Raw genomic sequence first — 26,643 nt, forward strand, 5'->3', positions numbered from 1 at the left:
ACAAGGACGTAGAAAAGATGAATAGCCTTCGCCGCCTGCTCAGGGTCTTCGACTTGTTTCGCCCTGAACGGCCGGTCATCGATGTGGACGTCATTTGCCGGGAGCTCGGCTACACGCCTGCCACCGCCTATCGTTATCTACGCGAACTCGGCGACGCGGGTTTCTTGAAGCGATTACCGCGGGGCTATGCGCTCGGCCCACGTATCGTCACGCTGGAGCATCAGATGACCCACTACGATCCATTGCTGGCCTGCAGCCGGGGCCTGGTCGACAAACTGGTGGCCGACACCGGCCTGGATGCGCTGGTCAGCGAATGGCATGGCGACTCGGTGGTTAATGTGCTGATCCAGCGGGGCTCCGACGCTGGCCCGGAGGGGGGCGACCGAGGGCGGCCGATCGATCTTTTTCACAGCGCGACCGCTCGGGTCGTATTGGCCTATCTGCTGCCGCGTCAGATTCGCCGCATCTACGACTTCCACGCCAATCCCGCGCAAGTGCTGCATCAGGAACTGGAGTGGAAGCCGTTCACCAAAGGGCTGCTCGCCATCCGCAAACAGGGCTATTGCATCAGCGAAAGCGAGCTGCACCCGGGACGCAGTGGCGTCGCGGCACCGATCTTCGACGAAAAACGCCGAGTCCTCGGGAGCATGACCCTGGTGGGGCGCAGCGAGCGGTTCCGAGCGTTTCAGCAGGACTACCTGTGCGACTTGGTCACCGGCGCGGCGTCGCAACTGACGGCGCGTATTGCCCAGCAGTGAAGTGAGAGGGGCCACACGCCCTCATGTCTGTCAGTTAAGCGAAACAAAGGCGGGCAATAACCCTGTGGCGAGGGAGCTTGCTCCCGCTGGGTCGCGAAGCGTCCCTGTTTCTGGGGCTGCTACGCAGCCCAGCGGGAGCAAGCTCCCTCGCCACGGTTTGTGTGTCTGTCCGTGGTATCCACTTAACTAACTGGCATTAGCCCCACGCCAGGCTTTTTTGAGGCGAGCGCGGCGATTACCGATTTGGGCTAATGGGGCGTTCAGGGAGAGGCATAGGATCGAATCCAGCGTGCAACAAGAACAATAATGCTATCGGGTGACGGTGAGCATTTGACAGCACCGATCCTACAGCGCCTGCCTCATACAATAAGGTCAAGAAAACATGAGTGTACCTCTCCCGGTCAATAGCTCCACGGAGCTCAAGCGTGGGGCCTTGGGTGTCGGCTTCATCATCTTCTTCGTGGTGTCGGCGGCGAGCCCCTTGAGTGTCATCGCCGGCGGCTTCCCCATTGGCATCATGCTGGGCAACGGCGCCGGTACACCGGCGTTGCTGATCCTGGCCTTGCTGGTGTTGCTGGCGTTTTCGGTGGGCTATACCACCATGTCCCGGCATGTGACCAACGCCGGCGGTTTCTACGCGTTCACCTCCCGCGGTTTGGGTGGCTTGGCCGGTGGCGCAGCGGGAGTGTTGGCGATGTTTGCCTACAACATTCTCCAGGTCGGCTTGTACGGCATGTTCGGCGGCGTGGTCAGCGGCACGATGGCCAGCGTCTTTGGCCTGGACTTGCCATGGTGGACCTATTCACTCCTGGCGATGGCGAGCATCGCGATTCTTGGCTATCGCAAGATCGACCTGTCGGCCCGGGTGCTGTCGGTGATCGTGATCGCCGAATACCTGGCGATCCTGCTCCTGGATTTTGCGATCCTGAGGACCGGTGGCGACAGCGGCATCAACCTCGACGCGTTCGATCGCAGTCACGTGTTCAGCGGTACGCCGTCCATCGGCTTGCTGTTCTGCTTCGCGGCGTTCATCGGCTTCGAGGCCACCACCATCTACGGCGAAGAAGCCAAGAACCCGGAACGGACGATCCCGATTGCTACCTATTGTTCGGTATTGCTGATCGGTGGTTTCTACGCGCTGTCGGTCTGGTCGATGGTCATCGGTGTTGGGGCGGACAAGATCGTGTCCACGCTCCAGGCCTTGCAGGACCCGACGACGTTTATCTATGGCATGTCCGACCACTTTGTCGGTCCGCAGCTGACCCAGGTCATCCGCGTGCTGTTCATGGTCAGCATCTACGCCGGGCTGCTGGCGTTCCACAACGCCGCGGCCCGTTACTTCTACGCCATCGGACGTGACGGTTTGCTGCCCAGCCGCTTGGGCACTACCCACCGTGTCCACCAGAGCCCGCACATGGGCTCGGCGTTGCAGAGCTTGATTTCCGCCGTGGTGGTACTGATTTTCGCCGCCATGGATGCCGACCCGATCCTGCAACTGTTCGCCTGGCTGTCCAACCTGGCGACGTTGTGCGTGATTCTGCTGATGGCGCTGACTTCCGCCGCGGTCTGGGTCTTTGCCCAGCGCCACCCCGAACTCAAGCTGGGAATATGGCGTGGACGGATTTTGCCTGGTTTCTCTTGCGTGGCCCTGTTGGCGGTCCTGTTTATCGCGGTGGTGCATTTCGATGTGCTGACGGGTGCGAGCAAGGCTTTGTCATATGGCCTCTGCGCGATCATTCCGGCGGCGTTGCTGGTGGGTGTGTTCCTGGCGGCGCGACTGCGCAAGGTGGAGCCGCAGCGGTATTGGGTGTTGGGGAGCCATAAGCTCTAGGCGCCTGCACCGTATCGATGGCGCAAGCTCCGGTGAGCACTTACTGATGCATCTCCGTCACGGACATGGTGAATACCAACTTGGATTTGCCAGCGTTGGAGTAGGAATGGGGAACATCGGTCTTGGCCACTGCCGAGCTCCCCGCAGGGATGACCAACTCCGTTTCCCCTACCACGCATTTGAGCGTGCCTTTCTCCACATGAAAAAGTTCAAGCGTGCCTTGAGGGTGCCCAGGTGACGCGAAGGCCTCGCCTGGATGCATTTCCCAGCGCCACAGCTCGATCATATTGGGGCCGGACGTTCCTGCCAGAAGTCGCGCCGTCCCTCCCTGGTCCCCGGTCCAGAGCGTGGGGATGTCCTGGCTGTTGATGATATGGGCAGAGGGGGCTTCGGTCACATTGACGATGTCTGCAACGGACAAACCCAGCGCGGCTGCGATTTTGCATAGGATGCCAATGCTGGGGTTCGCCGTACATTTTTCAATTTCGACGACCATTCCCTTGCTTACCCCTGAGCGCCGGGATAGCTCATCCAGGGTGATCTTCTGTGCCTTGCGTGCCTGTTTGAGCGTGCGCGCGACGGCCAGGCTGACGGCTTGAGCATCAGCACCTGGGGCCGTCGACAGGCTGGTATTCATGGTCATTGATGAGGGTCATGCTGAGAAGAAAATGTGCCGGGATTCTCGGTCTATACGGATAGGCCCGTCAATCGACCCATTCGTTATAGTGGGTGATACTGGTCATTATATTGACTTTGCTGGTCGGCGCTGGATAGCATGAAATGACATTTGGATTCCTGGAGGTTTTTAATGCTGTCCGTCCTGCCGTTAATCGATCGAGCCGTTGCAGAGCTGGTCCCGGGGTTCAGGGCTCTGAGCATTGTGGTGCAAGCGGCGCCGCTGACCCATCCTGAGGTTGCTCAGGACGCGTTGGACCGGGCTTGCAAGGCAGTGCGGGAGGGTGGGCCAAGCTGGGGCGAAGCACATTTGGCAGCGTGGGCCGATACATTCCGAAAGTTTGGGGCCAAGCCGCAGCGCACGCCTTGTTCTGCCGAGGCGTTGCGTAAACGGGTGTTGCGCGACGGCAGCTTGCCTAGCCTGGATCCTATCGTCGATCTCTACAACGCCATCAGTCTTGAGTACGCCATCCCTGTTGGCGGGGAAAACATCGAAGCTTATGTGGGCTCCCCACGGTTGGTAGTCGCCGATGGCACCGAGCCCTTTGACACCCTGAAAGAAGGGGGGCCTGCTGTCGAGTATCCAGACGCCGGCGAAGTGGTCTGGCGCGACGACAAAGGCGTGACCTGCCGTCGCTGGAACTGGCGGCAAGGTGTCAGGACCCGTCTCGATGCGGATGCGAAGTGCATGTGGTTCATTCTGGAAAGTTTGCCGGCGATGCCGCTTGAAGCGTTGACGGAAGCGGGGGACAAACTGATCGAAGGTTTGCAACGAATGATGCCTGGCGTCCAGATCGAGAGTTCACTGATAGGGGCTGGGGCTAAATAGTCGACAGATAATCCTGGGCAAGTGAACAGGCAAGTAAGCTAGGCTGTTCGCACGAAAGGCCGTCGGTATTCGACGGCCTGAAAACAAAGGCGCTATGAATGTCGAAGCATGTGCTGTTGGGCTGGACCCGTTCCTTGTGCGTGCTTGCTGTCTTGAGCGGCGCGGCCACCCTGGCAGTTGCTGCCTCGCCTGAACAAACCGCTACGGCGGCATCGGACACGCAATCGGTGTCCCTGGCAGGCGGCAAGCTGAAGTTCGTGCTCAACGGCGTCGAGACCCGTATCTTGAACAGCGAGAACGGCGGCACGATGTACTTCGATCCGAAAAGCGAGCGGGCCATCATTGTTACCGAAGGTCCGGCGCCGACTGCGGGCACTACCCCGGACGCTGCGTTTCGCCTTGCCGTGGATACCTTGAAGGAAAAGCAGCAGGCCGCGTCACCCAACTTTCGCATGACTAGCGAGAAGATCATTCAGGTGAACGGCTTGGAGATGCACCGCCTGGACGGCACCGACGATTTCAACGGCCTGCAACTACTGATGGCCTCGTTGATGACGATGAACGATCAGAAGATCACCATCATCGAAGTGATGTCCAGCGTAAACGACCCGGCCGGCCATACCGCTGCGTTGAAGAACATTCTGGGCGAGTAAAGTGGAACTCTATTACAGGCTATCGGGGTCCCCAAAAAACATCTGAATCCGCGATCGCAACCAGCGCTCCCCCGGATCATTGTCCTGGGAGCCGCGCCAGGCCATGTGCAGTTCGAAGCTGCGTACCGGTATGGGCGGGTCTTCGGCGCGTACGCCACCGGCGGCGGTCAGTGCGTCGGCGGTGTAGTCGGGCACGGTGGCGATGATGTCGGTACCCGCCAGCAGCGTGCTCAAGCCGTTGAACTGCGGCACGGCCAATACGACATGGCGCTTGCGGTCGAGTTTCGCCAATTCCTCATCAATGAAACCGCTCAAGTCCCCTGCGAAGGAAACCAGGGCGTGGGGGCGGGCGCAGAATTCGTCCAGGGTCAGTCGCCCCGGTGCGGTGTCGGCCCGCAGCACTTTGGGCATGCTGCGCCGCAAGACCTTGCGCTTGGCGTTGGCCGGCAGGTCGTCGGTGTAGCTGACACCGATGGAAATTTCACCGGAGGCCAACAAGCCCGGCATCAGAATGTAGTTGACCCGCCGCACCACTAGCACGATGCCTGGCGCTTCGGCCCGCAGGCGCTTGAGCAGCATCGGCAGCAGGGCGAATTCGGCGTCGTCCGACAGGCCGATGCGAAACACCGAGGTGCTGGTAGCCGGGTCGAACTCCGCAGCGCGGCTCACCGCCGTGGAAATCGAGTCCAGGGCTGGGGAGAGCAGGGCGAAGATCTCGACCGCCCGGGCCGAAGGCTCCATGCTGCGGCCGGTGCGCACGAACAGCGGGTCATCGAACAGGCTGCGCAGGCGCGACAGCGCTGCGCTGATGGCCGGCTGGCCGAGAAACAGCTTCTCGGCCGCGCGGGTCACGCTGCGTTCATGCATCAGTGTTTCGAACACGATCAACAGGTTCAGGTCGACACGCCGCAGGTCATTACGATTCATCTGGGGTCCTGGCAGGTTCAGCAAGCTTGACGTCGGCGGCCATATGGGAACAATGGCCGGCATGAATCTTACGGGGAAAGGCTGGTACTCTGCATCGGGTAAATGCATTTTCTTAGGGATAAGTCTTACAGGACTGATTCGGTTTTCTTGCTGCGGAATCAATGACAGGCATGTCGACTATTAATAGCCACTGATGGTCTTGGCTACAAAGCCCGGATAGAGTTCATGGCATTAGAGGTTACTTTGACGAGGTTTGCGATGTCCCGCACGATCCGTTTTCACAAGTTTGGTGGTGCCGAGGTGCTCAAATGCGAAGAGCATGCGGCGGCTCTTCCTGCGCCAGGAGAAGTGCAGGTCCGCGTCGAAGCGATCGGCATCAGTTGGTACGACACCTTGTGGCGCCAGAACCTGGCGTCGTCCCAGGCACGCCTGCCTTCGGGCCTGGGCCATGAGATGGCCGGCGTGGTCACGGCCGTCGGCGACGGCATCGATGACTTGGCCGTGGGCGATAAGGTCGCCAGTTTCCCGGCCGAGAGCCCGAATGATTATCCCGTGTACGGCGAAGTGATCGTGCTGCCGCGCACCGCTCTGACCCGTTATCCCGACGTGCTCAGCCCGATCGAAGCCGCCGTGCATTACACGCCGCTGCTGATCGCCTATTTCGCCTACATGGACCTGGCGCGGGTCAAGCCGGGGCAGTTCGCCTTGGTCACCGATGCCAGCCATTGTGCCGGCCCATCCTTTGTCCAACTGGGCAAGGCCCTGGGTGTGCGGGTGATTGCGGCGACCAAGACGGCTGACGAACGTGAATACCTGCTGTCGCTGGGTGCCGAGAAAGTCATCGTCACCGAAGAGCAGGACTTGCTGATGCAAATCAACAAGCTCACCGACAATCGTGGCGTCGATGTCGTGTTCGATGGCCTTGGCGGGCCGCAGATGTCGCTGTTGGGCGATGTGCTGGCACCCCGTGGCAGCCTGGTGTTGTACGGCTTGCAGGGCGGCAACCAGACACCGTTCCCGGCCTGCGCGGCGTTCCAGAAGAACATTCAGTTCTTCGTGCACTGCATCGGCAATTTCACCGGCAAACCGGAACTGGGCATCCTCCAGGACCAAGTGGCGTTGCAACGCGCATTGCGTGATATCAATCAACTGACCGCCGATCGCGTGCTGTTGCCCCTCAAGACGCGGGTCTTCCCGTTCTCCGAGTTTGTCGAAGCTCACCGGTACATGGGCGAATGCCCTTGCCGCGAGCGCGTTGCCCTTCAGGTCGTCGACCCCGCCTGATACCTGTCTTGCGCAAGAGTCATCGCCCGGGCTCTTGCGCCGCCTTCGGCTTGATCCCCGTTTTTCCTTTCCCCCTGCACCCGCTGGCTGGCGGCGGTGTGTAGATGCCTTGCAGCACCCATCTGTGGCCTGTCCCGGTTCGCTCAGTTACCGAAACAGCCGAAAGGTCAACATCTGAACTGGTTTTTGCCCTCAATCTGTATCTTCTAATCATTATTTAAGTCCTGATAATTGAACGCTTGATTTCCATATCAAGGAAGAAGTCGTGGTGCGGTATAACTTTTTCGAAGGCCTTCATCCTTCAAGACACATTCAAGGTGCAACGAGCGTTTATTGGAGCGGGGCTATCTATCGAACCTGGGGAAAACAAGGTGGGGTAGAGGGTCTATTCAAGTTCGGCAAGTTCCTTATTTCGCGTACTCATTATCTGTGGGACGTTGTCGGAAATCTCCTAGGACATGCCCCTGGCTTGGCGAGGCCCCGTATTTACGCGGCCCGCGGCGGGGGAGCCAAGGAGTGTCGGGTGACTCTCTGCATATGTATCAAATAATTACGGCAAGCACCGCTTGAGCGTATTGCTAATACTCTTTGAGTACTAGAACGATCCATTCAGATCAACACGTCGCGCGGTCACGTTGGTGCGGGTGCGGCGCCGATAGTTGAATTTCAGGTAAATAGCTATGAGTGCAATTCATGAGCAGGCAATGACTCACGTGTATCAACAGATACTGCAACGCTTGTTGGGTTTTTATTCGAGGGCCGAACGGACCGCGTTGCAGCTTTTGATCCAACGATTGATTGTCGCCGCCGGAGGCATCGACCGGATTGGCGATTATCGGGTGTTGACGGTCCAGAACGGCAGCCGGGAGGGCTTTTACGTGCTGACCGCTTTGCGGGCCGCACAGCTCAGCATCGCGGGCCGGCATCCGGTGACCTTCGCTTTGCGCGTCGCCACGCCGCGCTTGAGCGAGACCACCCAGGCGACATTGGAGAACATCCATCGCTGCTACAGCGCGCTGTTTGTCTATGACGATCCCCGGGTCGAATTGCTGATGGCGGATAACCGCGAGGTGTTGCCGTTCAATCACCGGCAGCCCTTATCGGTGGCGGGGCACGAGGCCAATCGCATGGATCTGCTGGCGTTGGGACACCTTCGCTCGGTCGACGGCCCCCTTGAAATCGGGGGGGAAGGCTACCTGGCGATGACCGAGTTCTATCGGCACATGGCCCGCTGGGAGCCTGGCGTGGATTCGATGGTCAGCAGCGATACGCCGCGCCAGCAAAAACTGTTTATTTCGGGCCTGCGCCGCGCGGCCCGCAAGATCGGTTTGCCGATCGACAACATTGGCTGTTTCGACAGTCTCTTTGCGCACCTCGATACCTTGAACAACGATCTCTACGAACATTTCTACGGTCCCGAGCGCCTTGGCGCATGGAAACCCGAGGGGCATTACGAGGCCTGTCGGCGGATGAGCCACATTGGCATCGACGACCTGATCGTCGATCGCCAGGAAGGCACCAATTGGCCGCTATTCAACGAATTCCTGCGAGTACGGACCGACCACCTCATGCCCTCGGCGATCGAAAACGAATACCTCAGCCCGCTGCTGTCAGCTCATTTGCATGGGCTGCAGGCTTGCTACGTGCAGGGGCGCAGCTACGAAACGGGGTACGGCGACTACGTGCAGCGGGCGATCATGATCATGCATCGCAAGCAGTTGCCGGAACATGCCTGCGAGCAGGCTCGGGCGCTGTTCGGCTCACCTTCGTCGATTCCCGAGCGCCGCGCCTACGCGGCCCTTGATGCACAAAAAAAACTCGGCCTCAGCGAAACGCAACTGGTGTGCATGCTGTTCGCCCCGTTCGTGGGGCAGGGCGCGGGCCTGGAAGATTTCCTGCGTTGTTGCCACCCTGGCATGCTGGTGGCACTGCCGGACCTGCACAAGGCCATGCAGGGCGCGCCCGTTGCCGATCAGATCGCACATTGGATGGTCGACGTCAGTGGCCTGCCCGTCGGTGTCCTTGGCAAACTGTACCAAGCGAGCGTGGCATCGCCGGACCAACCGGAAACGGTTCCGGGCGGCGATCTGCAACAGGTCCTCGACGACATCGACACGGCAGAAGCCGGGCAGGCCGCCGATGAGCCGCACGAACACTCGGCAAGGCACTGAGGAACGCGGTTTGATGGAGTCGTCTACCTCCCGCCCGATCATGATGCCCGGCGTTGCGACCTGGCCGCCTGCAATCCGCTCTCCTGGCGTGATCCGATGAAAGGTTGCCGGGAGACAGACTTCGCCTACCAGGCGGTTTATCGCTACCTGACCACGCTGATCAACGAAATGGAGGTCGATGCGCGGGTGCGCCTGCCCTCGTTGCGGCAATTGGCCGAGCGTCTGAATGTGTCGATATCCACCATTCAGTACGCGTATTCATTACTGGAGAAGGAAGGGCGGGTCTATTCGATCGCCAAGTCCGGTTATTACGCACTGCCGGCACCCAGCACGACTACCCTGGACGGCGGCGGCGATTTACTTGAAACGTTGTATGTCAACGCCCGACGGCCAGGCATGCTGGTGCTCAGCGCGGATGAGCCGGCGTCGATGCAGCCATTGGACAGTCCGATGTTGTTGCTCGAGCGCGAGCTGCTGCGCCAGTATCCACGTTCCTCGCAGATGCCTTCGCAACCCTGGGGCGAGCTGGAACTGCGCACCGCGCTGGCGGCCCGCTACACGTCTTCGCCGGCCCGTTGCTGGAACGCCGATGACGTCTACATCGGTGCCGACCTGCGGGGTGTCCTGGAGATCCTGATTGGCGTACTGGCACTTCGGGGCGCCACCGTGCTGATCGAATCGCCTTGTGACTGGGTCGTGTTGCGCCTGCTCCAGGCCGCTGACATCAACCTCATCGAGTTGCCACTGCTGGCCGGCGGGGAAATCGATATCGAGCAGTTGGAACAACTATTGGAAAGCGAAACGGTACGTCTGGTGATGTTGTCGTCGCTCCTGAACATGCCAACGGGGTCGTTCGTTCCCGAGGAAAACCGTCGTGCCATCGCGCAGTTGCTGGAACGGCACGGCACGTGGGTGCTGGAGAACGACAGCCATACGGACTTGGCGTTCGAGGCCGGGGCGACGCCTTTTCGGGACTTGCTCGACCCGGATCGGCTGATCGTCTATTCCACATTCGAGAAGACCATCGGCCCAGAGGCGCCATACGGCTACGTGTTGTCGCGCCAGTTGACCCTGCAACTGCAGCGACATTTCCTGCTCCGTGCGTTTCGCCTGTCGCCGATTCGCCAGAAGGCCATCGCCCGGCTGTACAGCAACGGTCGGATTGACCAGCATTTGCTGGTGTTGCGGCGCCTGCTGCGCGAAAGTGCGGTTTCGACCACACAACTGCTGCGCGAGCGGCTGGAGGATAGCTTGCAATGGGTGGAACCCCAAGGTGGCGCGACGATCTGGATGCGCTCGACGCGAAGGGTCGACTTGCGGCGGGTGTTTCGTCGGCTCCTGGCCCAGCGAATCGTCATCGCGCCCGGAGAACTGTTCAGCCTTTATGGCCTGTATGGGCAACATATGCGCCTGACCCATGCGCTAAATGGGCCACAGGACCTGGACGCGGCACTCTGCGCGTTGACCGACGCCTTGAGGCTCGAGCAATCGTAATCGGCGGCGATGGATCGAACCCATCGCGCCATGGTCGAACTGTCAGTAAACTGCACCCCATTTCCCGAGCCATTCCACTCAGAGGTTTTGCATGACAGTCAGTCCATTTGCGGGCAAGCCGGCACCGGCAGAGTTGTTGATCGATATCCCGCGACTGGTGACGGCCTACTACACCGGCCGACCCGATGCCTCGGTTGCAACCCAGCGCGTGGCGTTCGGCACCTCCGGCCACCGCGGCAGCTCCTTTGACCTGGGCTTCAACGAGTGGCATGTATTGGCAATCAGCCAGGCGATCTGCCTGTACCGCGAAGCCCAGGGGATCAACGGACCGTTGTTCGTCGGTATCGACACTCACGCGCTGTCGACCCCGGCGGGCGCCAGCGCATTGGAAGTGTTCGCGGCCAACGGTGTGACCGTCATGATCGCCGAGGGGGATGAATACACCCCGACGCCAGCGGTTTCCCACGCCATTCTCTGCTACAACCGTGGCCGCACGTCGGGCCTGGCGGACGGTATCGTCATCACGCCGTCCCACAACCCGCCGCAAAGCGGTGGCTACAAGTACAACCCTACTAACGGTGGCCCGGCCGATACCCACATCACCAAGTGGATCGAAGCCAAGGCCAACGAACTGCTGGCCAACCAGCTCGCTGGCGTCAAGCGCGTCAGTTACGAGCAGGCCCTGAAGGCCGATACCACCCACCGCCATGACTACGTCAACACTTACGTGGCGGACCTGATCAATGTCATCGATTTCGATGCCATCCGCACTGCCGGGCTGCACCTGGGCGTCGACCCGTTGGGTGGCGCGGGCGTACGCTACTGGCCAGCCATTGCCGAGCATTACCGCTTGGACCTGGAGGTGGTGAATACCCACGTGGATTCCACCTTTCGTTTCATGACCGTCGACTGGGACGGGCAGATCCGCATGGACCCATCCTCCAGCCATGCCATGCAAGGGTTGATTGGCCTGAAGGAGCGTTTCGACGTGGCCTTCGCCTGCGACCCGGACCATGACCGCCATGGCATCGTGACGCCGTCCGGCGGCCTGTTGGCGCCGAACAATTACCTGGCAGTGTCGATCGACTATCTGTTCCAGAATCGCCCGCAATGGCGCGCCGATGCGGGCGTGGGCAAGACGGTGGTCAGCAGCGGCCTGATCGATCGCGTCGCCAAGCGCCTGGGGCGCCGTCTCTATGAAGTGCCGGTGGGCTTCAAATGGTTTGCCGATGGCCTGTTCGATGGCTCCCTGGGCTTTGGCGGTGAAGAAAGTGCCGGTGCTTCGTTCCTGCGCAAGGATGGCGGCGTCTGGAGTACCGACAAGGACGGCCTGATTCCGGCGTTGCTGGCGGCGGAGATGACGGCCCGCACCGGTCGCGATCCGAGCCAGGCCTACCGCGCCTTGACCGACGCGCTGGGCGAACCGTTCTCGGTTCGCGTCGATGCCAAGGCCAACCCGCAGCAGAAGGCGCTGCTGAGCAAGCTGTCGCCGGACCAGGTGACGTCTACGGAACTGGCTGGGGAGAAGATCCAGAGCATCCTCAGCCATGCGCCGGGCAATGACCAGGCCATCGGCGGCCTGAAGGTCATGACCGAAAACGGCTGGTTCGCGGCGCGTCCGTCCGGTACTGAAGATATCTACAAGATCTACGCTGAAAGCTTCATTGGCGATGCGCACCTCAAGCAATTGGTGGCTGAGGCACAAACGTTGGTGGATGGGGCTATCACTAGCAAGTAACGCCTGTGCAAGTGATGCCTGTGATGTGAACGTGTGGCGAGGGAGCTTGCTCCCGCTCGGTTGCGCAGCGACCGCCAAAAAAAGCGGGGCCGCTGCGCCCGAGGCGTCGGACCGGCCCAGCGGGAGCAAGCTCCCTCGCCACAAGAGCAGCAGGACAGCGCAGGGATCAAGCCAGGTCTACGAGCACGATTTCGCTGTCTTCGATCGCGGTCACTCGCAATACCTGTTCAGCTTCAATCGCAACACCGTCTCGAGCTTGTGCGCGTAATCCATTGATTTCTATCGATCCTGTGGCTGGCACAAGATAAGCTCGTCGCCCGGCGTCCAGCCGATACTCCGCACTTTCACCCGCCTTGAGGTTGGCCGCGACCAACCGCGCGTTGGCGCGAATGCGCAGGCTCTGGTCATCGCCGGCCTTGCCGCTGGCCAGGGTCACGAAGCCTTCGCGCGAGTCCTTGGGAAACGGTTTGGCGCCCCATGACGGTGCCAGGCCTTCTTCGTTGGGAATGATCCATATCTGGAAAATGCGCGTGGCCGTCGATTCCAGGTTGTACTCGCTGTGGGCAATTCCCGTGCCCGCGCTCATGACCTGTACGTCGCCAGCCTCCGTACGGCCCTTGTTGCCCAGGTTATCCTGATGACTGATGGCGCCTTCGCGAACATAGGTGATGATTTCCATGTCCCGGTGCGGATGTTGAGGAAAACCACTGCCGGGGGCAATGACATCATCGTTCCAGACGCGCAGATTGCCCCAATGCATGCGTTGCGGGTCGTAGTACTCGGCGAACGAGAAATGGTGGTGGGCATCCAACCAGCCGTGGTTGGCGGCACCCAAGGTGGCGAAGGGCCTGAGTTCGAGCATGTTCGTGTCCTTTTCGCTGAAGAGCGAAAGCGAGGGTTGATGGCGCTATTTTCGCCAAGGAAACCATCGATAAAAAGCGTAAAAAACGTTTCAATCCTATCGTTTATTTAGATATAAAATCGCGAGCCAACTTTCACTTCATCGCCTAAACCCATGACTTAAAAGCTTTTGGGTGGAATCTGGCGGCAAATACAGAGACCATAGCCGTCATGGTTCTTGAACACCGGAGTCCCACGTGTCGCAACACACTCCCGATCTTCCCCCCGAGCTGTTACCCCTGGCCCAGATGCCGTTGCTCAAGCGCCTGGCCGCTCGATTCTTCGGCCATGGCCTGACGCGCCTGCGTGCCCAGCACCGGGCGTCCTGGTTGCACGGCCAGGCCGATGGCTTTCGCAGCGGCCATACCGCCGGTTTCGACTATGGCTATAAGGAAGGCAGGGCCGAAGGGCTCGAAGAGGGCCGTCAGGTGCTGTTGATCCGCGATTCGCGTAGCACGGAGCACCCGGCACCCCAGGTGGATGATTTGTTGTTCGACGACTGGCGTCTGCCACTGACCGCCGATTTGAAGAAACGCATCAAAGCGGACGTTGCTCGATTGCTGCCGGCGCATGCGCAACCCAGTGCAGCGCAATGGAAGATGATTTTCAGCGACACACCGTCCACGTCGGTGGTCGCCGGGGCGGGTGCGGGCAAGTCCACGACCCTGGTGCTGCGCATCGTGCTGCTGTCCCACTACTTGGGCTTCGAACTGGATTCGATGACTGTGGTGACGTTTACCCGGGAGTCGCGCAAGGATTTCATTCGAAAGCTGATCGAAGTGTTCGGCCTGTGGGGGCGAACTGTCAGCCTGAAGGAAGCTCGCGATCTGGTTCGAACCTTCCATTCGCGTATCTTGCCCATGGTGCGCAGCTTGCCTGGGTTCGAGCGCCTCCAGGCCTTCGAGACCCTGAGTCATCGCGCCGAAGCGGACGACGCCCAAGACAATCCTTTTGACCTGCGCATCAATGACGTCCAGCGCCAGCAACTCAATGCCTGCTATTACAGCCTTTACCAGCGGGACGCGCGTTTCCGAGAGCTGATCCAGCCGTTGTCCCGCCATGCCCTGCAGCTCAAGGAACTGGAGCGCGATCACCCGGATGTGCAAAAACGGGTGGCCGTCACCGAACTGGCGGCCCAGCGCGACGAAGAATTGTGCGACGCCGTCGAAGACCTGTGGTTTCGCGCCGGTGCCTGGCCAATCAAGGGGATCGAGCCAAAGCGACAGACTTTTGAAATCAACGGTTCTCGATTCCATAGTCACGGCTACGCACCGTCACTCGATGCCTGGGTGATGCTGGGCTTCGATCCGCGGGAAGACGCGCGGCTCGGTCGTCCGGGCGCCAAGTTGAGTATCCGCGCGGAGTGGGCGGTAAAGCGTACCTTGTTTCAAGCTTTCTGCCGTAAGCCACTGATCTGGCTGGAAAGTTATGAGGCATCAAAGCGTGTGTTGGCCACAATGGCCGGGGATGCCAGCGCCGGGCCCGGGTTCGACTATAAGGTCAAGGGCGAGCTGGGTTCGGCACCATTGCTGGACTGTTTTGTCGCGGCGGCAGGCTTTATCGAGAACCTTGGGCTTGACGTCCCGGATGCCGTGGGCCGGATGTCCTTCGCCCAAGATGACCCTGATCGATATTTTTTCGAGGCGCTGAGTCGCTATTGGCGAGCCTTCGAAGACCATTTACTCGATCAATCTCCACCGATCATGACTTACAACCGCATGTTCGCGTTGTTTAGCGAACATTCGCCGGAAAACTTCAAGTTGCTGGGGGATGCCTTGCTCAGGCCGCTTTCGCATCTGATGATCGACGAATTCCAGGACGTGTCGCCGCAGATCGTCTCCTGGCTTCGCGCCAGTCTCCGCGAGGTCCGTAGCCGTGGCCCAGCGCTGCATGTGGGGCGCGGCGCCCAGCGCTCTTCCTTGCTGTGTGTCGGGGACGATTGGCAATCGATCTATGGCTGGCGCGGCAGTTCGCCGAGCTATTTCATGGCGTTCAACAAGCAATTCCCGTCACCCGCGACAACTCGGGTCATGCTTACCGACAACTACCGCAGCCATCAGCACATCATTGACGCGGCCGAGCACATCGTACGTGCCGCTGCGGCGATCCCTGGTAAAAAGGCCAAGGCCAGCGGCATGCCTCGTTCGCTGAGTCCGGTCAATGTGCTGGATCGAGACGATGAAGGCCTGGCCCTGCGATTGGAGGAGCATTATCGCAAGGGTGACTCCATCTTGATGTTGTATCGAAAAAGTAGCGACAAGCTATTGATAGAAAAGAATATTCAGTCAGTAGTTAATGTGGATTCTAGCTTGCCTTACGATGCTCGGCGGCTCAGGCAGATGACTTACCACAGTGCCAAGGGGCTCCAGGCTGATGCGGTGTTCTTGTTGGGTGACTGTCAGCACTTGAGCAGTTCACCCTACAAAAATCAGGTTTATCGAATGGCTGGGCTGGGGCAGGACGGGGATGCCGAGCCTTACGACACGGCGCAAAAAGATGAAATCTTGCGTTTGGCGTATGTGGGGATTACTCGTGCGGTGCAGCATTGCTACTGGTATGTCGATGGGCAGGATGGGCAGGCGGCCAATGGACCTAAGGCTTCGGATCGTGTTGCTGCGGATAAGCCTTTTTTTGTTGACCATCGGCGTGTTCGTAAGGGTTGAGGCTTCCGTGCTGGGATATGAGAGTGGTGTGTATATCCGTTATTTAGGTAACGGCGGCTTATGGTTCCGCTTTTACAGCGGGTCACTTTTGGAAGAGCCGGGAGCCGGACCAGCCAAAAGTAACCAAAAACGCTTTGCCCCACCACTCGGTGCCTCGCCTAGGCTCGGCATGCCCTCACTCCGGCATTGCTCCGTGGGCCCACTGCGCAATGCCTGCGTTCGGCCAGCGTGGTTTAACGGGGCGCCCAGATCAAGATCAAGATCCAAAGCAAAAGCGGTCGGGGCTGGCATTTATGTGTGCTGCACCACTGTAATCGCGAGCAGGCTCGCTCCCACAATGGGCCGGGCGGTGAACACAAAACTCATGAATACCCAGATCACCTGTGGGAGCGAGCCTGCTCGCGAAGGGGCCGGCCCATCCAATACCCTCATCGACTGTGAAACCGCCATCGCGAGCAAGCTTTGTCCTACAGATCTGATAAGTGTGCGACCTGAAGAGCCAGGTCGGCTCTCAGGCCGCCTTGCAATAGTGACCCGCTGTAAAGCGGAACCATAAGCCGCCGTTAGCGCAGCAACGGTTATGTACCTCAAAAAACGGCGCCTTCCCAAAAAGGGAGGCGCCGCTTATCTAGCATTAAAAAGAACCAACCCGATCAGGAAGCAAACCGCCGCAACCCAACCGGTGGCACAAAGGCTTCCAGCTCGGCCTCAACCGCCTCGATTATTCGTTCCACATCCGGTGCATTCATCACCGTCGCACAGGGGATCCCTGCAATGGCGATCATCGTCTCGCCGCTGGCACGATCAAACAACCGGGCAACCATGCTGCCCGGCGCATCCATGCTCGCTTCGAATCCCATGGGATGGAAGTGCCAGCGCATCAACTGGCAAGCGTTGGGGAACGTAACCTTGCTGAAAGATCCTTTATTCATGTGTTGCCCGCCTTCTTCAATCGAGCGCTTCCTTTTGCTCATGTCAGGAAGGAAGAGCCATCTTGGCTCTACCAGTGAGAACTAAAAATAGCACCTGAAAATGAAGCTCATGTGGATTTTTTCAGTCCGTTTTGCGATTGGTTCACTTTTTTTGATCTGGATCACGACTTAAACGGCAATGCTCAGAATGCCATCACGCTTGACCGGGGGTCTTCTCAGGTTCGCCCAACCGCTCTGGCACGCGGTATTTCAGGGCGATGATCAGGGCCAGGATCGCCATGCCCAAGGCAACGGCGAAGGTCGTGTGCAGACCGTTCGTCACCGCCTCGCGGCTGGCACGGGTGATGTCATTCGTCGCCGCTGCGGCCGCAAACACCGCACCGAGTACCGAGGCTCCGGTGAAGAAACCCAGGTTGCGCGACAGGTTGAGCAGCCCCGCGACGACGCCCCGCCTTTGGGCCGCCACATCGGCCATGACCGCCGTGTTGTTGGCCGTCTGGAAAAACGCGTAGCCCAGGGTCGTGACCACGATGGCCGGGAGGTAGCCGCCGATGCCAAGGGCGGGGGGTACCAATGACAGCATCAGGCAACCGAGGACCATGGTCGCCAGGCCGGTGAGCCGCATGGTTTGCACGCCGAACCGATCAGCCAGGCGTCCCGCAGGCACTCCGGCCAGCGCCGCGACGCATGGCCCAGCCGCCAGCACGAGCCCGACGAGGGCCGCCGGCAGCCCGAGGGCGATGGACAGGTAAAAAGGCCCGACCAGCAGCGTTGCCATCATGATGGTCGCGACCAGGGCGCTCGTCGCCAGGCCCGAGACCAATGACCTGTCGCGAAATAAAGTCAACGGAATCAGCGGCGACACGGCCCGGGATTGGGCTCGAATGAACAATCCGCCGCCCACGAGCGCGACCAGCAGCAGCGCGATATTCGACTCGCCAAAGGTCCCGCGCCCCGAGGTCATGGCCAAGGCATAGGCGGCGAGCGTCAACGCCAACAACACGGTGCCGATAATGTCGAAGCGGGCCGTTCCGGCCTTTGGCGGCACTTGCCGCACCGGCAGCGCGTACCAGGCCAGCCCTAAGGTCAACAGGCCAAGGGGGAGGTTGACCAGAAACAAGGCCTGCCAGCCGAACCCGCTGATCAGCAGGCCGCCGACGGAGGGACCCAGGGCCGTGCCCACCGCCGACAGCGTGGCCAGCAGGCCCATGGCACTGCCGGTTTTTTCCTGGGCGACCGTTTCGCCAACCAGGGCCAAGGTCAGGGTCATCATAATGGCGGCCCCCAGGCCTTGCAGCGCCCGACCTGCAATCAGCAACCAAAGCGAAGGCGCCAGGCCGCAAAGCAGCGAGGCCAAGGTGAACAAGGCGATGCCGGCCAAGAGCAGCTTGCGCCGGCCCATCAGGTCGCCCAGGCGGCCGACGCTGACGATCAGCGTGGTCATGGCGAGCAGATAGGCGAGCACCACCCATTGGACCTGCTGGAAAGAGGCATCAAGGGCCTGGGCCAGTGTCGGTAGCGCCACCGCGGCCACGCTGGCGCCGAGGGAGGCCAGCAGCGTCGAGAGCGCAAGGCTCGCCAAGGCCCAGCGAGGTGAAAAGGACTGGCTCGCGGGTGCGGTTGCCGGCTGGTTTGGTTGGGTAATGATGGGTTTCATCGTGTCACCTGTCTCCGCGCGCTCAATACGGCGCTGTTACAACGTTACCGCTGGGCATAACATGGCGGAAGACGCAGCGTTTGCAGGTTATAGCTGCACAAAGCGCCTTATATCCAATTCGAGATTGCGCCATGTCTTCGCCTGACCTAAACCTGCTTGTCACCCTCGATGTACTGCTCTGCGAAGGCAGCGTGGCCCAGGCCGCCCGGCGGCTGCGGCTCAGCCCGTCGGCCATGAGCCGGGCACTGGCGCGGCTGCGTGAAACCACTGGAGATCCGCTGTTGGTACGGGCCGGGCGAGGGCTGGTGCCGACACCCCGAGCGCTGGAGTTGCGCGAACAGGTCAGTCTCTTGGTGCAACAGGCCCAGGCGGTGCTGCGCCCAGTGGCGATCCCGGACCTTGGGCGCTTGAATCGGACTTTCACGCTGCGCACCCGTGAGGGCTTCGTGGAAAACTTCGCCATCGACCTGATCGCCCGCATTCACGAACAAGCGCCCGGCGTGCGGCTGCGTTTCGTGGAAAAGACCGACCGGGACAGCACAGCGCTTCGCGAAGGGACCGTGGACCTGGAAACGGCCGTAGTGGACAAGGACACCAGCCCGGAACTGCGAACCCAGGCGTTGTTCAGCGACCGCCTGATCGGGGTGACGCGTGCCGGACACCCGTTGAGCCAGGCGGCGATGAGCGCTACCGGTTATGCAGCGGGCGGGCATATCGGGGTCTCGATGCGCGGCTTGGATCACGGCCTCATCGACCAGGCCCTGGCAGCGTTGGGCCTGTCCCGGGAAATCGTCACCAGCGTGCCAGGTTTTTCCTCGGCGTTGGGGCTGGCTCGGTCCAGCGACTTGATCGCCAGCGTGCCTGAGCGCTACACCACCAGCCTGCGGATCGGCCTCTACAGTTTTACGCTGCCGTTTCCGGTGCCGGAATTCACGATCGCCATGCTCTGGCATCCGCGAATGGACGCCGACCCGGTGCATCGCTGGCTTCGGGGCTGTCTGCGGGAAGTGTGTGCACGTAAACCTTGAGGTGACTTGGTAGGTATTAATTAATAGCACTTCGCTGGCACTTAGTTGTGAAAAGTGCGATGTCGTTCGCAAACAGCTAGTTATCGCTATTTAATATTTAAATATGGTTTTGTCCGACAATCCGCAGTTTCGGCAGTTGCACACGGAGACTAGCGAGGCCGAAGTCTACTGTTTAGGGGTGTTAAGGGGCAGGGCATGGAATTGAACGAAAAAAATGGCTGGACGTTTGATTTCCAATTGTGTCAGGTTTCTTACGTCCTCATTGGGCGAGTGATAGGACGATCTCGCCAGAGATCGTCTGTCTGACTAAAACTGTTCCATTTGCAAACAAGGAAGTGTGTTTATGTCGAAAGTCAAAAACAGCGCTATCGATTCTGCCGAGCAACTGCTCTGGGCGCCGCAACTGGCCGCTCCCAGTAATGCGTTCAACCAGATCAATAGTTTCAGTCATCAATACGACCGCGGCGGCAACCTGACCGTCAACGGCAAACCGTCGTACTCCGTCGACGAGGCGGCCACCCAGTTGCTGCGCGACGGCGCGGCTTACCAGGACCGGGACGGCAGCGGCAAGATCGAGCTGACCTACACCTTCCTGACGTCAGCCTCATCCAGCACCATGAACAAGCATGGGATCAGTGGCTTCAGCCAGTTCAGCGCCCAGCAGAAGGGCCAGGCCGCCCTGGCCATGCAATCCTGGGCGGACGTGGCCAATGTCACCTTCACCGAAAAGGCCAGCGGTGGCGACGGTCACATGACCTTCGGTAACTACAGCGGCGGCCAGGATGGCGCCGCGGCGTTCGCTTATCTGCCGGGGACTGGCGCCGGTTATGACGGCACGTCCTGGTACCTGATCAACAGCAGCTATACCCAGAACAAGAACCCGGACCTGAACAACTACGGCCGTCAGACCCTGACCCACGAAATCGGTCATACCCTCGGCCTGGCCCACCCAGGTGACTACAACGCCGGCGAAGGCAGCCCGACCTACGATGACGCCACCTATGGCCAGGACACCCGTGGCTACAGCCTCATGAGCTACTGGAGCGAAAGCAATACCGACCAGAACTTCAGCAAGGGCGGCGTCGAAGCCTACGCCTCGGGTCCGTTGATGGATGACATCGCGGCCATCCAGAAACTCTACGGTGCCAACACCACGACGCGTACCGGCGATTCGACCTACGGTTTCAACTCCAACACCGGTCGCGATTTCCTCAGTGCGTCTTCGTCGTCGGACAAAGTCGTGTTTTCGGTATGGGATGCGGGCGGCCGTGACACCCTGGATTTCTCTGGCTTTACCCAAAACCAGAAAATTAATCTCAATGACGCCTCGTTCTCCGATGTTGGCGGCATGGTCGGCAACGTGTCCATCGCCCAAGGCGCAACCATCGAAAACGCCATCGGCGGTTCGGGCAGCGATCTACTGATCGGCAACGCGGTGGCCAACGAGCTCAAGGGCAGCGCCGGCAACGATATCCTTTGGGGCGCCGGTGGTGCGGACAAGCTCTGGGGCGGCTCGGGTTCGGACACCTTCGTGTTCGCTGCCAGTTCCGATTCGCGGCCGGGAGCAACCGACCAGATCCTCGATTTCGTCAGTGGCCTGGACAAGATCGACCTGACCGGTATCACCAAGGGCGCGGGCCTGCATTTCGTCAGCGCCTTCACCGGTGCGGCGGGGGATGCGGTGCTGTCGACATCGGGTGGCAACAGCCTGCTGTCGGTGGACTTCTCCGGGCACGGCGTGGCTGACTTCCTGGTCAGCACTGTTGGCCAGGCGGCGGCCTCGGATATCGTGGCGTAATGCCGGTCCTCCTGTAGGAGCTGCCGAAGGCTGCGATCTTTTCGCTTGAGACTCAAGGAGTAAGGGAAAGATCGCAGCCTCGCTTCGCTCGACAGCTCCTACAGAACCCCGGTCAGGATCGAAGAAATGCGTAGAAAGTTCATGCCCTGTAGTGTTCAGGCGACCGCCGGGTTGCTCGCTACGCTGATGATGTTTTGTGGAGAAGTCGCCATGGCGCGCAGCCTGTTGTTAGCAGAACCCTCGCAGTTGGCCGGTCAGTGGCAGGCCGTTTTGTCGAGCCCGCAGGACACCACGCAAAGCCAGGCAATGCAGGACAAACCGTCCAACACCTGTCTGGTCGAACTCAAGGCGGACCAGACCCTCGGTGGCCAAACCGAGTGCCTTGGGCACTGGCTGGGAGATGAACCGGTTCGTTGGTTCACCGAACCCGACGGTCTATCCCTGATTGGCAGGCAAGACTCCAGGACTCACTTGGGGCTGCGCCGGAAACATCATTACCAGATGACCTTGAATTCCGGTTTGATACTTAGGCTTGAACGAAATAAGTCTCAGAAAGCGGATTAACGAATTTGTACGGGTGTGGATGTCGGTGTGCACTGAACGAAAATTTAAAGATTGGTAAGTTGAACTAACGGCCGGTTCACCGGCAAAGCCAACAGCAAGGAAGATCATGAATAGGGCAAGGAGCGCTGCCGCAGTGCCGCTGTTTAAAGCGCTGGGCGACTATAAAAACATTCTGATCAGTGTCGGTTGTTTTACCGCGCTGATTAACGTCCTGATGCTCGCGCCTTCGATTTATATGCTGCAAGTGTATGACCGCGGGCTGTCATCCCAGAACGAAACCACCCTGGTGATGCTGTCGCTGATGGTGGTGGGTTTCTTCGTGTTCATCGGGCTGCTGGAAATGGTCCGTAGCTTCGTGGTCATCCGCATCGGCAGCCAGTTGGAACGGCGCTTCAACCTCCAGGTGTACCGGGCCGCGTTCGAGCGCAATCTGCGCCAGGGTGAAGGTAACGCCGGGCAATCCCTGGGCGACCTTACGCATATTCGTCAATTTCTTACCGGGCCGGCGTTGTTTGCCTTCTTCGACGCGCCGTGGTTTCCCATTTACTTGCTGGTCATCTATCTGTTCAACGTGTGGCTCGGCGTGTTCGCTTCCGTCGGTACGCTGCTGTTGATCGGCTTGGCGTGCCTGAACGAGGCCATGACCAAAAAAGCCTTGGGGCAGGCCAGCGTCTACTCGCAACAGTCCAGCCAATTGGCCACCAGCCACTTGCATAACGCCGAGACGATCCAGGCCATGGGCATGCTCGGAGCGCTGCGCAGCCGCTGGTTCGCCGTGCATTCGCGCTTTCTCGGCCTGCAAAACCAGGCCAGCGACACCGGCGCGGTGATCAGTTCGCTGAGCAAGACCCTGCGCCTGTGCCTGCAATCCTTGGTGCTGGGCCTGGGCGCGCTGCTGGTGATCAAGGGTGACATGACCGCCGGGATGATGATTGCCGGCTCGATCCTGATGGGACGGGTGCTGGGCCCCATCGACCAGTTGATTGCCGTGTGGAAGCAGTGGAGCGGCGCCAAGCTGGCTTATCGCCGTCTCGATGCGCTGTTGCAGGCGTTTGCGCCCCAGGATGACGGCATGACGCTGCCAGCGCCCAAGGGCCAGGTGAGCTTCGAGCAAGTGAGCGCAGGACCGCCGGGGCAACGCAACGCGACGTTGCAGCAGGTCAGTTTCAGCCTGGCCGCCGGGGAGGTGCTCGGCGTGCTGGGGGCGTCCGGTTCCGGCAAGTCGACCCTGGCCCGGGTCTTGGTCGGCGTGTGGCCAACCCTCGCCGGGACGGTGCGCCTCGACGGGGCTGACATCCATCGCTGGAATCGCGAGCAACTCGGCCCGCACATCGGCTATCTGCCCCAGGACATCGAGCTGTTCAGCGGCAGCATCGCCGAGAACATCGCCCGGTTTCGCCAAGCCGATCCGCAGAAAGTCGTCGCTGCCGCGCAACAGGCCGGGGTTCATGAACTGATCCTGCGCCTGCCCCAGGGCTACGACACGGTGCTGGGGGAGGATGGCGGGGGTTTGTCCGGCGGGCAGAAGCAACGGGTCGCCCTGGCGCGGGCGATGTACGACCGGCCGAGCCTGGTGGTGCTCGACGAACCCAACTCCAACCTCGACACAGTGGGTGAAGCGGCGCTCGCCAATGCCATTGCGCAGATGAAGGCCCAAGGCACCAGCGTCGTGCTGGTCACCCATCGCTCCTCGGCACTGGCCCAGGCCGACAAGCTACTGGTGCTCGATGACGGCCGGCTACAAGCCTTCGGTCCGAGCCAGCAAGTGCTGCGGGCGTTGTCCGGCCAGGCGGATTCACCGCGCCAATCACCGCCCAACAGCACCCAGAGTGCCCCGAATGGACTGAGCATGAGTCGCCAGTACCCATCCACCAGCAAGCCGGGTGGCGTATGAGCCAGGACCGCGATATGAACCTCGAGCATTCTCAGAACCTTGGGCGCCCGGAGCGCGACGCCCGTTTCTTCACCCGCATGGGCTGGGCACTGGCGCTCGTGGGCGCGGGCAGTTTTTTCACCTGGGCCAGCCTGGCGCCGTTGGACCAAGGGATTCCCGTACAAGGCACCGTGGTGGTTTCAGGCAAGCGCAAGGCCGTGCAATCGATGAGCAGCGGAGTGGTCAGCCGGATCCTGGTGCGCGAAGGCGAAGCGGTGAAGCAGGGCCAGCCGCTGTTCCGCCTGGACCAGACCCAGGCCGCCGCCGATGTGCAATCGCTGCAGGCGCAGTACCGGATGACCTGGGCCAGCCTGGCGCGCTGGCAAAGCGAGCGGGACAACCTGTTGCAGGTGAGTTTCCCGACCGAACTGAGCCACGATCCCGATCCACGCCTGGCCCTGGTGCTCGAAGGCCAGCGGCAACTGTTCAGCAGTCGCCGTGAAGCGTTCGCCCGGGAACAGGCGGCGCTGCGCGCCAGCATCGAGGGCGCCACGGCGCAACTGGCGGGCATGCGCCGGGCCCGCAGTGACTTGACTGCCCAGGCCGAATCCCTGCGCCTACAACTGGGCAACCTGCAACCCTTGGCCGACAACGGCTACATCCCGCGCAACCGCCTGCTGGACTATCAGCGCCAGTTGTCGCAAGTGCAGCAGGAACTGGCGCAGAACAGCGGCGAAAGCGGGCGGGTGGAGCAGGGGATCGTCGAGTCGCGGCTGAAGCTCCAGCAGCACAACGAGGAATACCAGAAAGAGGTGCGCAGCCAGTTGGCCGACGCCCAACTCAAGAGCGAAACCCTGCAACAGCAACTGAAGTCCGCCGGGTTCGAGTTGCAACACAGCGAAATCCTCGCCACCGCCGACGGCATCGCCGTGAACCTGGGGGTTCACACCGAAGGCGCGGTGGTGCGCCAGGGCGACACCTTGTTGGAAATCGTGCCCCAGGGCACGCGGCTGGAGGTGGAAGGGCACCTGCCGGTGCACCTGATCGACAAGGTCGGCCCGCATTTACCGGTGGACATCCTGTTTACCGCCTTCAACCAGAACCGCACGCCACGAGTGCCGGGGGAAGTCAGCCTGATTTCCGCAGACCAGATGCTCGATGAAAAAACCGGCGCGCCGTATTACGTGCTGCGCAGCAGCGTCAGCGACGTGGCCATGGACAAGCTCAACGGCCTGGTGATCAAGCCCGGCATGCCGGCTGAGATGTTCGTGCGCACCGGCGAGCGCTCGTTGCTCAACTACCTGTTCAAACCGCTGCTCGACCGAGCCGGCTCTGCGTTGACCGAAGAATAAGGATGTCTGGCGGTATGAAGCGTTTTTATTGGATGGCCTTGCTGGCCTTTTCCGTGGGCAACAACGCCTGGGCCATGGGGCCGTTCGAGTTCTACGAGCAGGCCTTGCGCAATGACCCCGTCTACCTGGGCGCGATCAAGGAGCGCGATGCAGGCCTGGAGAATCGCGCTATTGGCCGTGCCGGGCTGTTGCCGCATTTGGGTTACAGCTACAACAAGGGGCGCAACCAATCCAAGGTCACGTACCTCAATGACCGTGGTGCCAGCCAGCACGACGATCGCAACTACAGCAGCTACGGCTCCAGCCTGACGCTGCAGCAACCCTTGCTGGACTATGAGGCGTACGCGGCTTACCGAAAGGGCGTGGCCCAGGCGCTGTTCGCCGACGAAAGCTTTCGGGAAAAGAGCCAGGCGCTGTTGGTGCGGGTACTGAGCCAGTACACCCAGGCCTTGTTCGCCCAGGACCAGATCGACATCGCCCAGGCCAAGAAAAAGGCGTTCGAGCAACAGTTCCAGCAGAACGAACATCTGTTTCGCCAGGGCGAAGGCACCCGCACCGACATCCTTGAGGCGCAGGCGCGCTATGAACTGGCAATCGCCGAGGAAATCGAGGCCCGGGACGAGCAGGATGCCGCCTTGCGTGAGCTCGGCTCGTTGATTGGCGTCCCGGCCCTGGACATCGGCGACCTGGCGCCCTTGCACGACACCTTCCAGGTCTTTGCCTTGCAACCGGCCAGTTTCGACACCTGGCATGAGCTGGCGGTGAGCAATAACCCCAGCCTGGCGTCCCAGCGCCAGGCGGTGGACGTGGCGCGCTTCGAGGTGGAGCGCAACCGTGCCGGGCACCTGCCCAAGGTCAATGCCTACGCTACGATGCGCCAGAACGAATCGGAAAGCGGCAACACCTACAACCAGCGCTACGACACCAACACCATCGGCCTGGAAGTCAGCGTGCCGCTGTATGCCGGCGGCGGGGTCTCGGCGTCGACCCGCCAGGCCAGCCGCAACATGGAACAAGCCGAATATGAGCTGGAGGCCAAGACCCGCGAGACGCTGATCGAGCTGCGCCGGCAGTTCAGCGCCTGCGTGTCGGGGGTGAACAAACTGCGGGCCTACCAGAAAGCCCTGAGCTCCGCCGAAGCGCTGGTGGTCTCGACCCGGCAAAGCATTCTTGGCGGCGAGCGGGTCAACCTCGACGCGCTCAACGCCGAGCAGCAGCTCTACACCACCCGCCGCGACCTGGCCCAGGCCCGCTACGACTACCTCATGGCCTGGACCAAGCTGCATTACTACGCCGGCACCCTCGGTGCGCAGGATTTGGCGAAGGTGGACGAGGCGTTTGTGTCCCGCGTGGACGCTCGATGACAGCGAGGGACGCCGTTGTGGCGAGGGAGCTTGCTCCCGCTCGAGTGCGAAGCGCTCGCAGGCATTTTGGGGCTGCTGCGCAGCCCAGCGGGAGCAAGCTCCCTCGCCACAAAAGCTGGGCAAGCCACAGAAGCTGGTTAAGCCACACAGGC

Annotated in this window: 20 protein-coding genes; 15 read left to right on the forward strand and 5 right to left on the reverse strand. The window is 60.7% G+C overall.

Going from position 1 to position 26,643, the window contains the following annotated elements; translation table 11 throughout:
* Positions 1-17 precede the first annotated feature (17 nt).
* Positions 18-758: an IclR family transcriptional regulator gene (locus tag J3P88_RS15940; RefSeq protein WP_250965290.1), complete on the forward strand. Its 741-nt coding sequence runs from the start codon at positions 18-20 to the stop codon at positions 756-758.
* A 382-nt stretch (positions 759-1,140) separates the two neighbouring features.
* Positions 1,141-2,589, forward strand: coding sequence for an APC family permease (locus J3P88_RS15945; RefSeq protein WP_434570128.1), 1,449 nt, complete (start codon positions 1,141-1,143; stop codon positions 2,587-2,589).
* A 40-nt stretch (positions 2,590-2,629) separates the two neighbouring features.
* Here the strand turns inward: J3P88_RS15945 and J3P88_RS15950 are convergent, their stop codons facing one another.
* Complete coding sequence (locus J3P88_RS15950) at positions 2,630-3,232, reverse strand: XRE family transcriptional regulator (RefSeq protein WP_434570130.1); 603 nt, start codon at positions 3,230-3,232, stop codon at positions 2,630-2,632.
* Between the two features lie 165 nt (positions 3,233-3,397).
* Here J3P88_RS15950 and J3P88_RS15955 point away from each other — a divergent pair, with 165 nt between their 5' ends.
* Positions 3,398-4,093, forward strand: a complete 696-nt coding sequence (locus J3P88_RS15955; RefSeq protein WP_434570132.1) for a B3/B4 domain-containing protein — start codon at positions 3,398-3,400, stop codon at positions 4,091-4,093.
* A gap of 98 nt (positions 4,094-4,191) precedes the next feature.
* Positions 4,192-4,746 (forward strand): hypothetical protein, encoded by a 555-nt coding sequence (locus J3P88_RS15960; RefSeq protein WP_434570134.1) that lies wholly within the window; start codon positions 4,192-4,194, stop codon positions 4,744-4,746.
* Positions 4,747-4,758: 12 nt separating this feature from the next.
* Here the strand turns inward: J3P88_RS15960 and J3P88_RS15965 are convergent, their stop codons facing one another.
* On the reverse strand, positions 4,759-5,673 hold the full coding sequence (locus tag J3P88_RS15965) for a LysR family transcriptional regulator (RefSeq protein WP_053187697.1): 915 nt from the start codon (positions 5,671-5,673) through the stop codon (positions 4,759-4,761).
* Between the two features lie 258 nt (positions 5,674-5,931).
* On the opposite strand from J3P88_RS15965, the gene J3P88_RS15970 reads away from it, so the two are divergent.
* From J3P88_RS15970 to pgm, 4 genes are all read left to right on the forward strand, one after another.
* Complete coding sequence (locus tag J3P88_RS15970; protein ID WP_053119386.1) at positions 5,932-6,957, forward strand: zinc-dependent alcohol dehydrogenase family protein; 1,026 nt, start codon at positions 5,932-5,934, stop codon at positions 6,955-6,957.
* 680 nt (positions 6,958-7,637) lie between these two features.
* Positions 7,638-9,128, forward strand: a complete 1,491-nt coding sequence (locus tag J3P88_RS15975; RefSeq protein WP_434570137.1) for a hypothetical protein — start codon at positions 7,638-7,640, stop codon at positions 9,126-9,128.
* 96 nt (positions 9,129-9,224) lie between these two features.
* Complete coding sequence (locus tag J3P88_RS15980; RefSeq protein WP_434570139.1) at positions 9,225-10,622, forward strand: PLP-dependent aminotransferase family protein; 1,398 nt, start codon at positions 9,225-9,227, stop codon at positions 10,620-10,622.
* A 91-nt stretch (positions 10,623-10,713) separates the two neighbouring features.
* Positions 10,714-12,360 carry a phosphoglucomutase (alpha-D-glucose-1,6-bisphosphate-dependent) gene (pgm, locus tag J3P88_RS15985; RefSeq protein ID WP_186706754.1) on the forward strand — a complete coding sequence of 549 codons (1,647 nt, stop codon included), beginning with the start codon at positions 10,714-10,716 and terminating at the stop codon, positions 12,358-12,360.
* A 166-nt stretch (positions 12,361-12,526) separates the two neighbouring features.
* Here the strand turns inward: pgm and J3P88_RS15990 are convergent, their stop codons facing one another.
* The gene (locus J3P88_RS15990; RefSeq protein ID WP_186706756.1) at positions 12,527-13,222 is read right to left on the reverse strand and encodes a pirin family protein; all 696 of its coding nucleotides are present in this window, start codon (positions 13,220-13,222) and stop codon (positions 12,527-12,529) included.
* A 235-nt stretch (positions 13,223-13,457) separates the two neighbouring features.
* Between J3P88_RS15990 and J3P88_RS15995 the strand changes: the two genes are divergently transcribed.
* Positions 13,458-15,923: a UvrD-helicase domain-containing protein gene (locus tag J3P88_RS15995; RefSeq protein WP_434570142.1), complete on the forward strand. Its 2,466-nt coding sequence runs from the start codon at positions 13,458-13,460 to the stop codon at positions 15,921-15,923.
* A gap of 653 nt (positions 15,924-16,576) precedes the next feature.
* Here the strand turns inward: J3P88_RS15995 and J3P88_RS16000 are convergent.
* Together J3P88_RS16000 and J3P88_RS16005 are read right to left on the reverse strand one after the other, a co-directional pair.
* Positions 16,577-16,855, reverse strand: a complete 279-nt coding sequence (locus J3P88_RS16000; RefSeq protein WP_003201764.1) for a DUF1652 domain-containing protein — start codon at positions 16,853-16,855, stop codon at positions 16,577-16,579.
* 193 nt (positions 16,856-17,048) lie between these two features.
* On the reverse strand, positions 17,049-18,512 hold the full coding sequence (locus J3P88_RS16005) for an MFS transporter (RefSeq protein ID WP_434570144.1): 1,464 nt from the start codon (positions 18,510-18,512) through the stop codon (positions 17,049-17,051).
* A gap of 131 nt (positions 18,513-18,643) precedes the next feature.
* Between J3P88_RS16005 and J3P88_RS16010 the strand changes: the two genes are divergently transcribed.
* The 6 genes from J3P88_RS16010 (at position 18,644) to J3P88_RS16035 (ending at position 26,491) form a co-directional block, all read left to right on the forward strand.
* On the forward strand, positions 18,644-19,540 hold the full coding sequence (locus tag J3P88_RS16010; RefSeq protein ID WP_434570146.1) for a LysR family transcriptional regulator: 897 nt from the start codon (positions 18,644-18,646) through the stop codon (positions 19,538-19,540).
* Positions 19,541-19,883: 343 nt separating this feature from the next.
* Positions 19,884-21,338 carry a serralysin family metalloprotease gene (locus tag J3P88_RS16015; protein ID WP_186706761.1) on the forward strand — a complete coding sequence of 485 codons (1,455 nt, stop codon included), beginning with the start codon at positions 19,884-19,886 and terminating at the stop codon, positions 21,336-21,338.
* Between the two features lie 126 nt (positions 21,339-21,464).
* Positions 21,465-21,902 carry an AprI/Inh family metalloprotease inhibitor gene (locus J3P88_RS16020; protein ID WP_434570148.1) on the forward strand — a complete coding sequence of 146 codons (438 nt, stop codon included), beginning with the start codon at positions 21,465-21,467 and terminating at the stop codon, positions 21,900-21,902.
* Between the two features lie 106 nt (positions 21,903-22,008).
* Complete coding sequence (locus J3P88_RS16025) at positions 22,009-23,796, forward strand: type I secretion system permease/ATPase (protein WP_186706763.1); 1,788 nt, start codon at positions 22,009-22,011, stop codon at positions 23,794-23,796.
* Positions 23,793-25,127, forward strand: a complete 1,335-nt coding sequence (locus J3P88_RS16030; RefSeq protein ID WP_434570150.1) for an HlyD family type I secretion periplasmic adaptor subunit — start codon at positions 23,793-23,795, stop codon at positions 25,125-25,127. The genes J3P88_RS16025 and J3P88_RS16030 overlap by 4 nt, the downstream gene beginning before the upstream one ends.
* 14 nt (positions 25,128-25,141) lie before the next feature.
* Positions 25,142-26,491: a TolC family outer membrane protein gene (locus J3P88_RS16035; RefSeq protein ID WP_434570152.1), complete on the forward strand. Its 1,350-nt coding sequence runs from the start codon at positions 25,142-25,144 to the stop codon at positions 26,489-26,491.
* The last annotated feature ends 152 nt before the right edge of the window (positions 26,492-26,643 follow it).

The organism is Pseudomonas sp. Z3-6 (assembly GCF_051131985.1).
Taxonomy (GTDB): Bacteria; Pseudomonadota; Gammaproteobacteria; order Pseudomonadales; family Pseudomonadaceae; genus Aquipseudomonas; species Aquipseudomonas zanjanensis.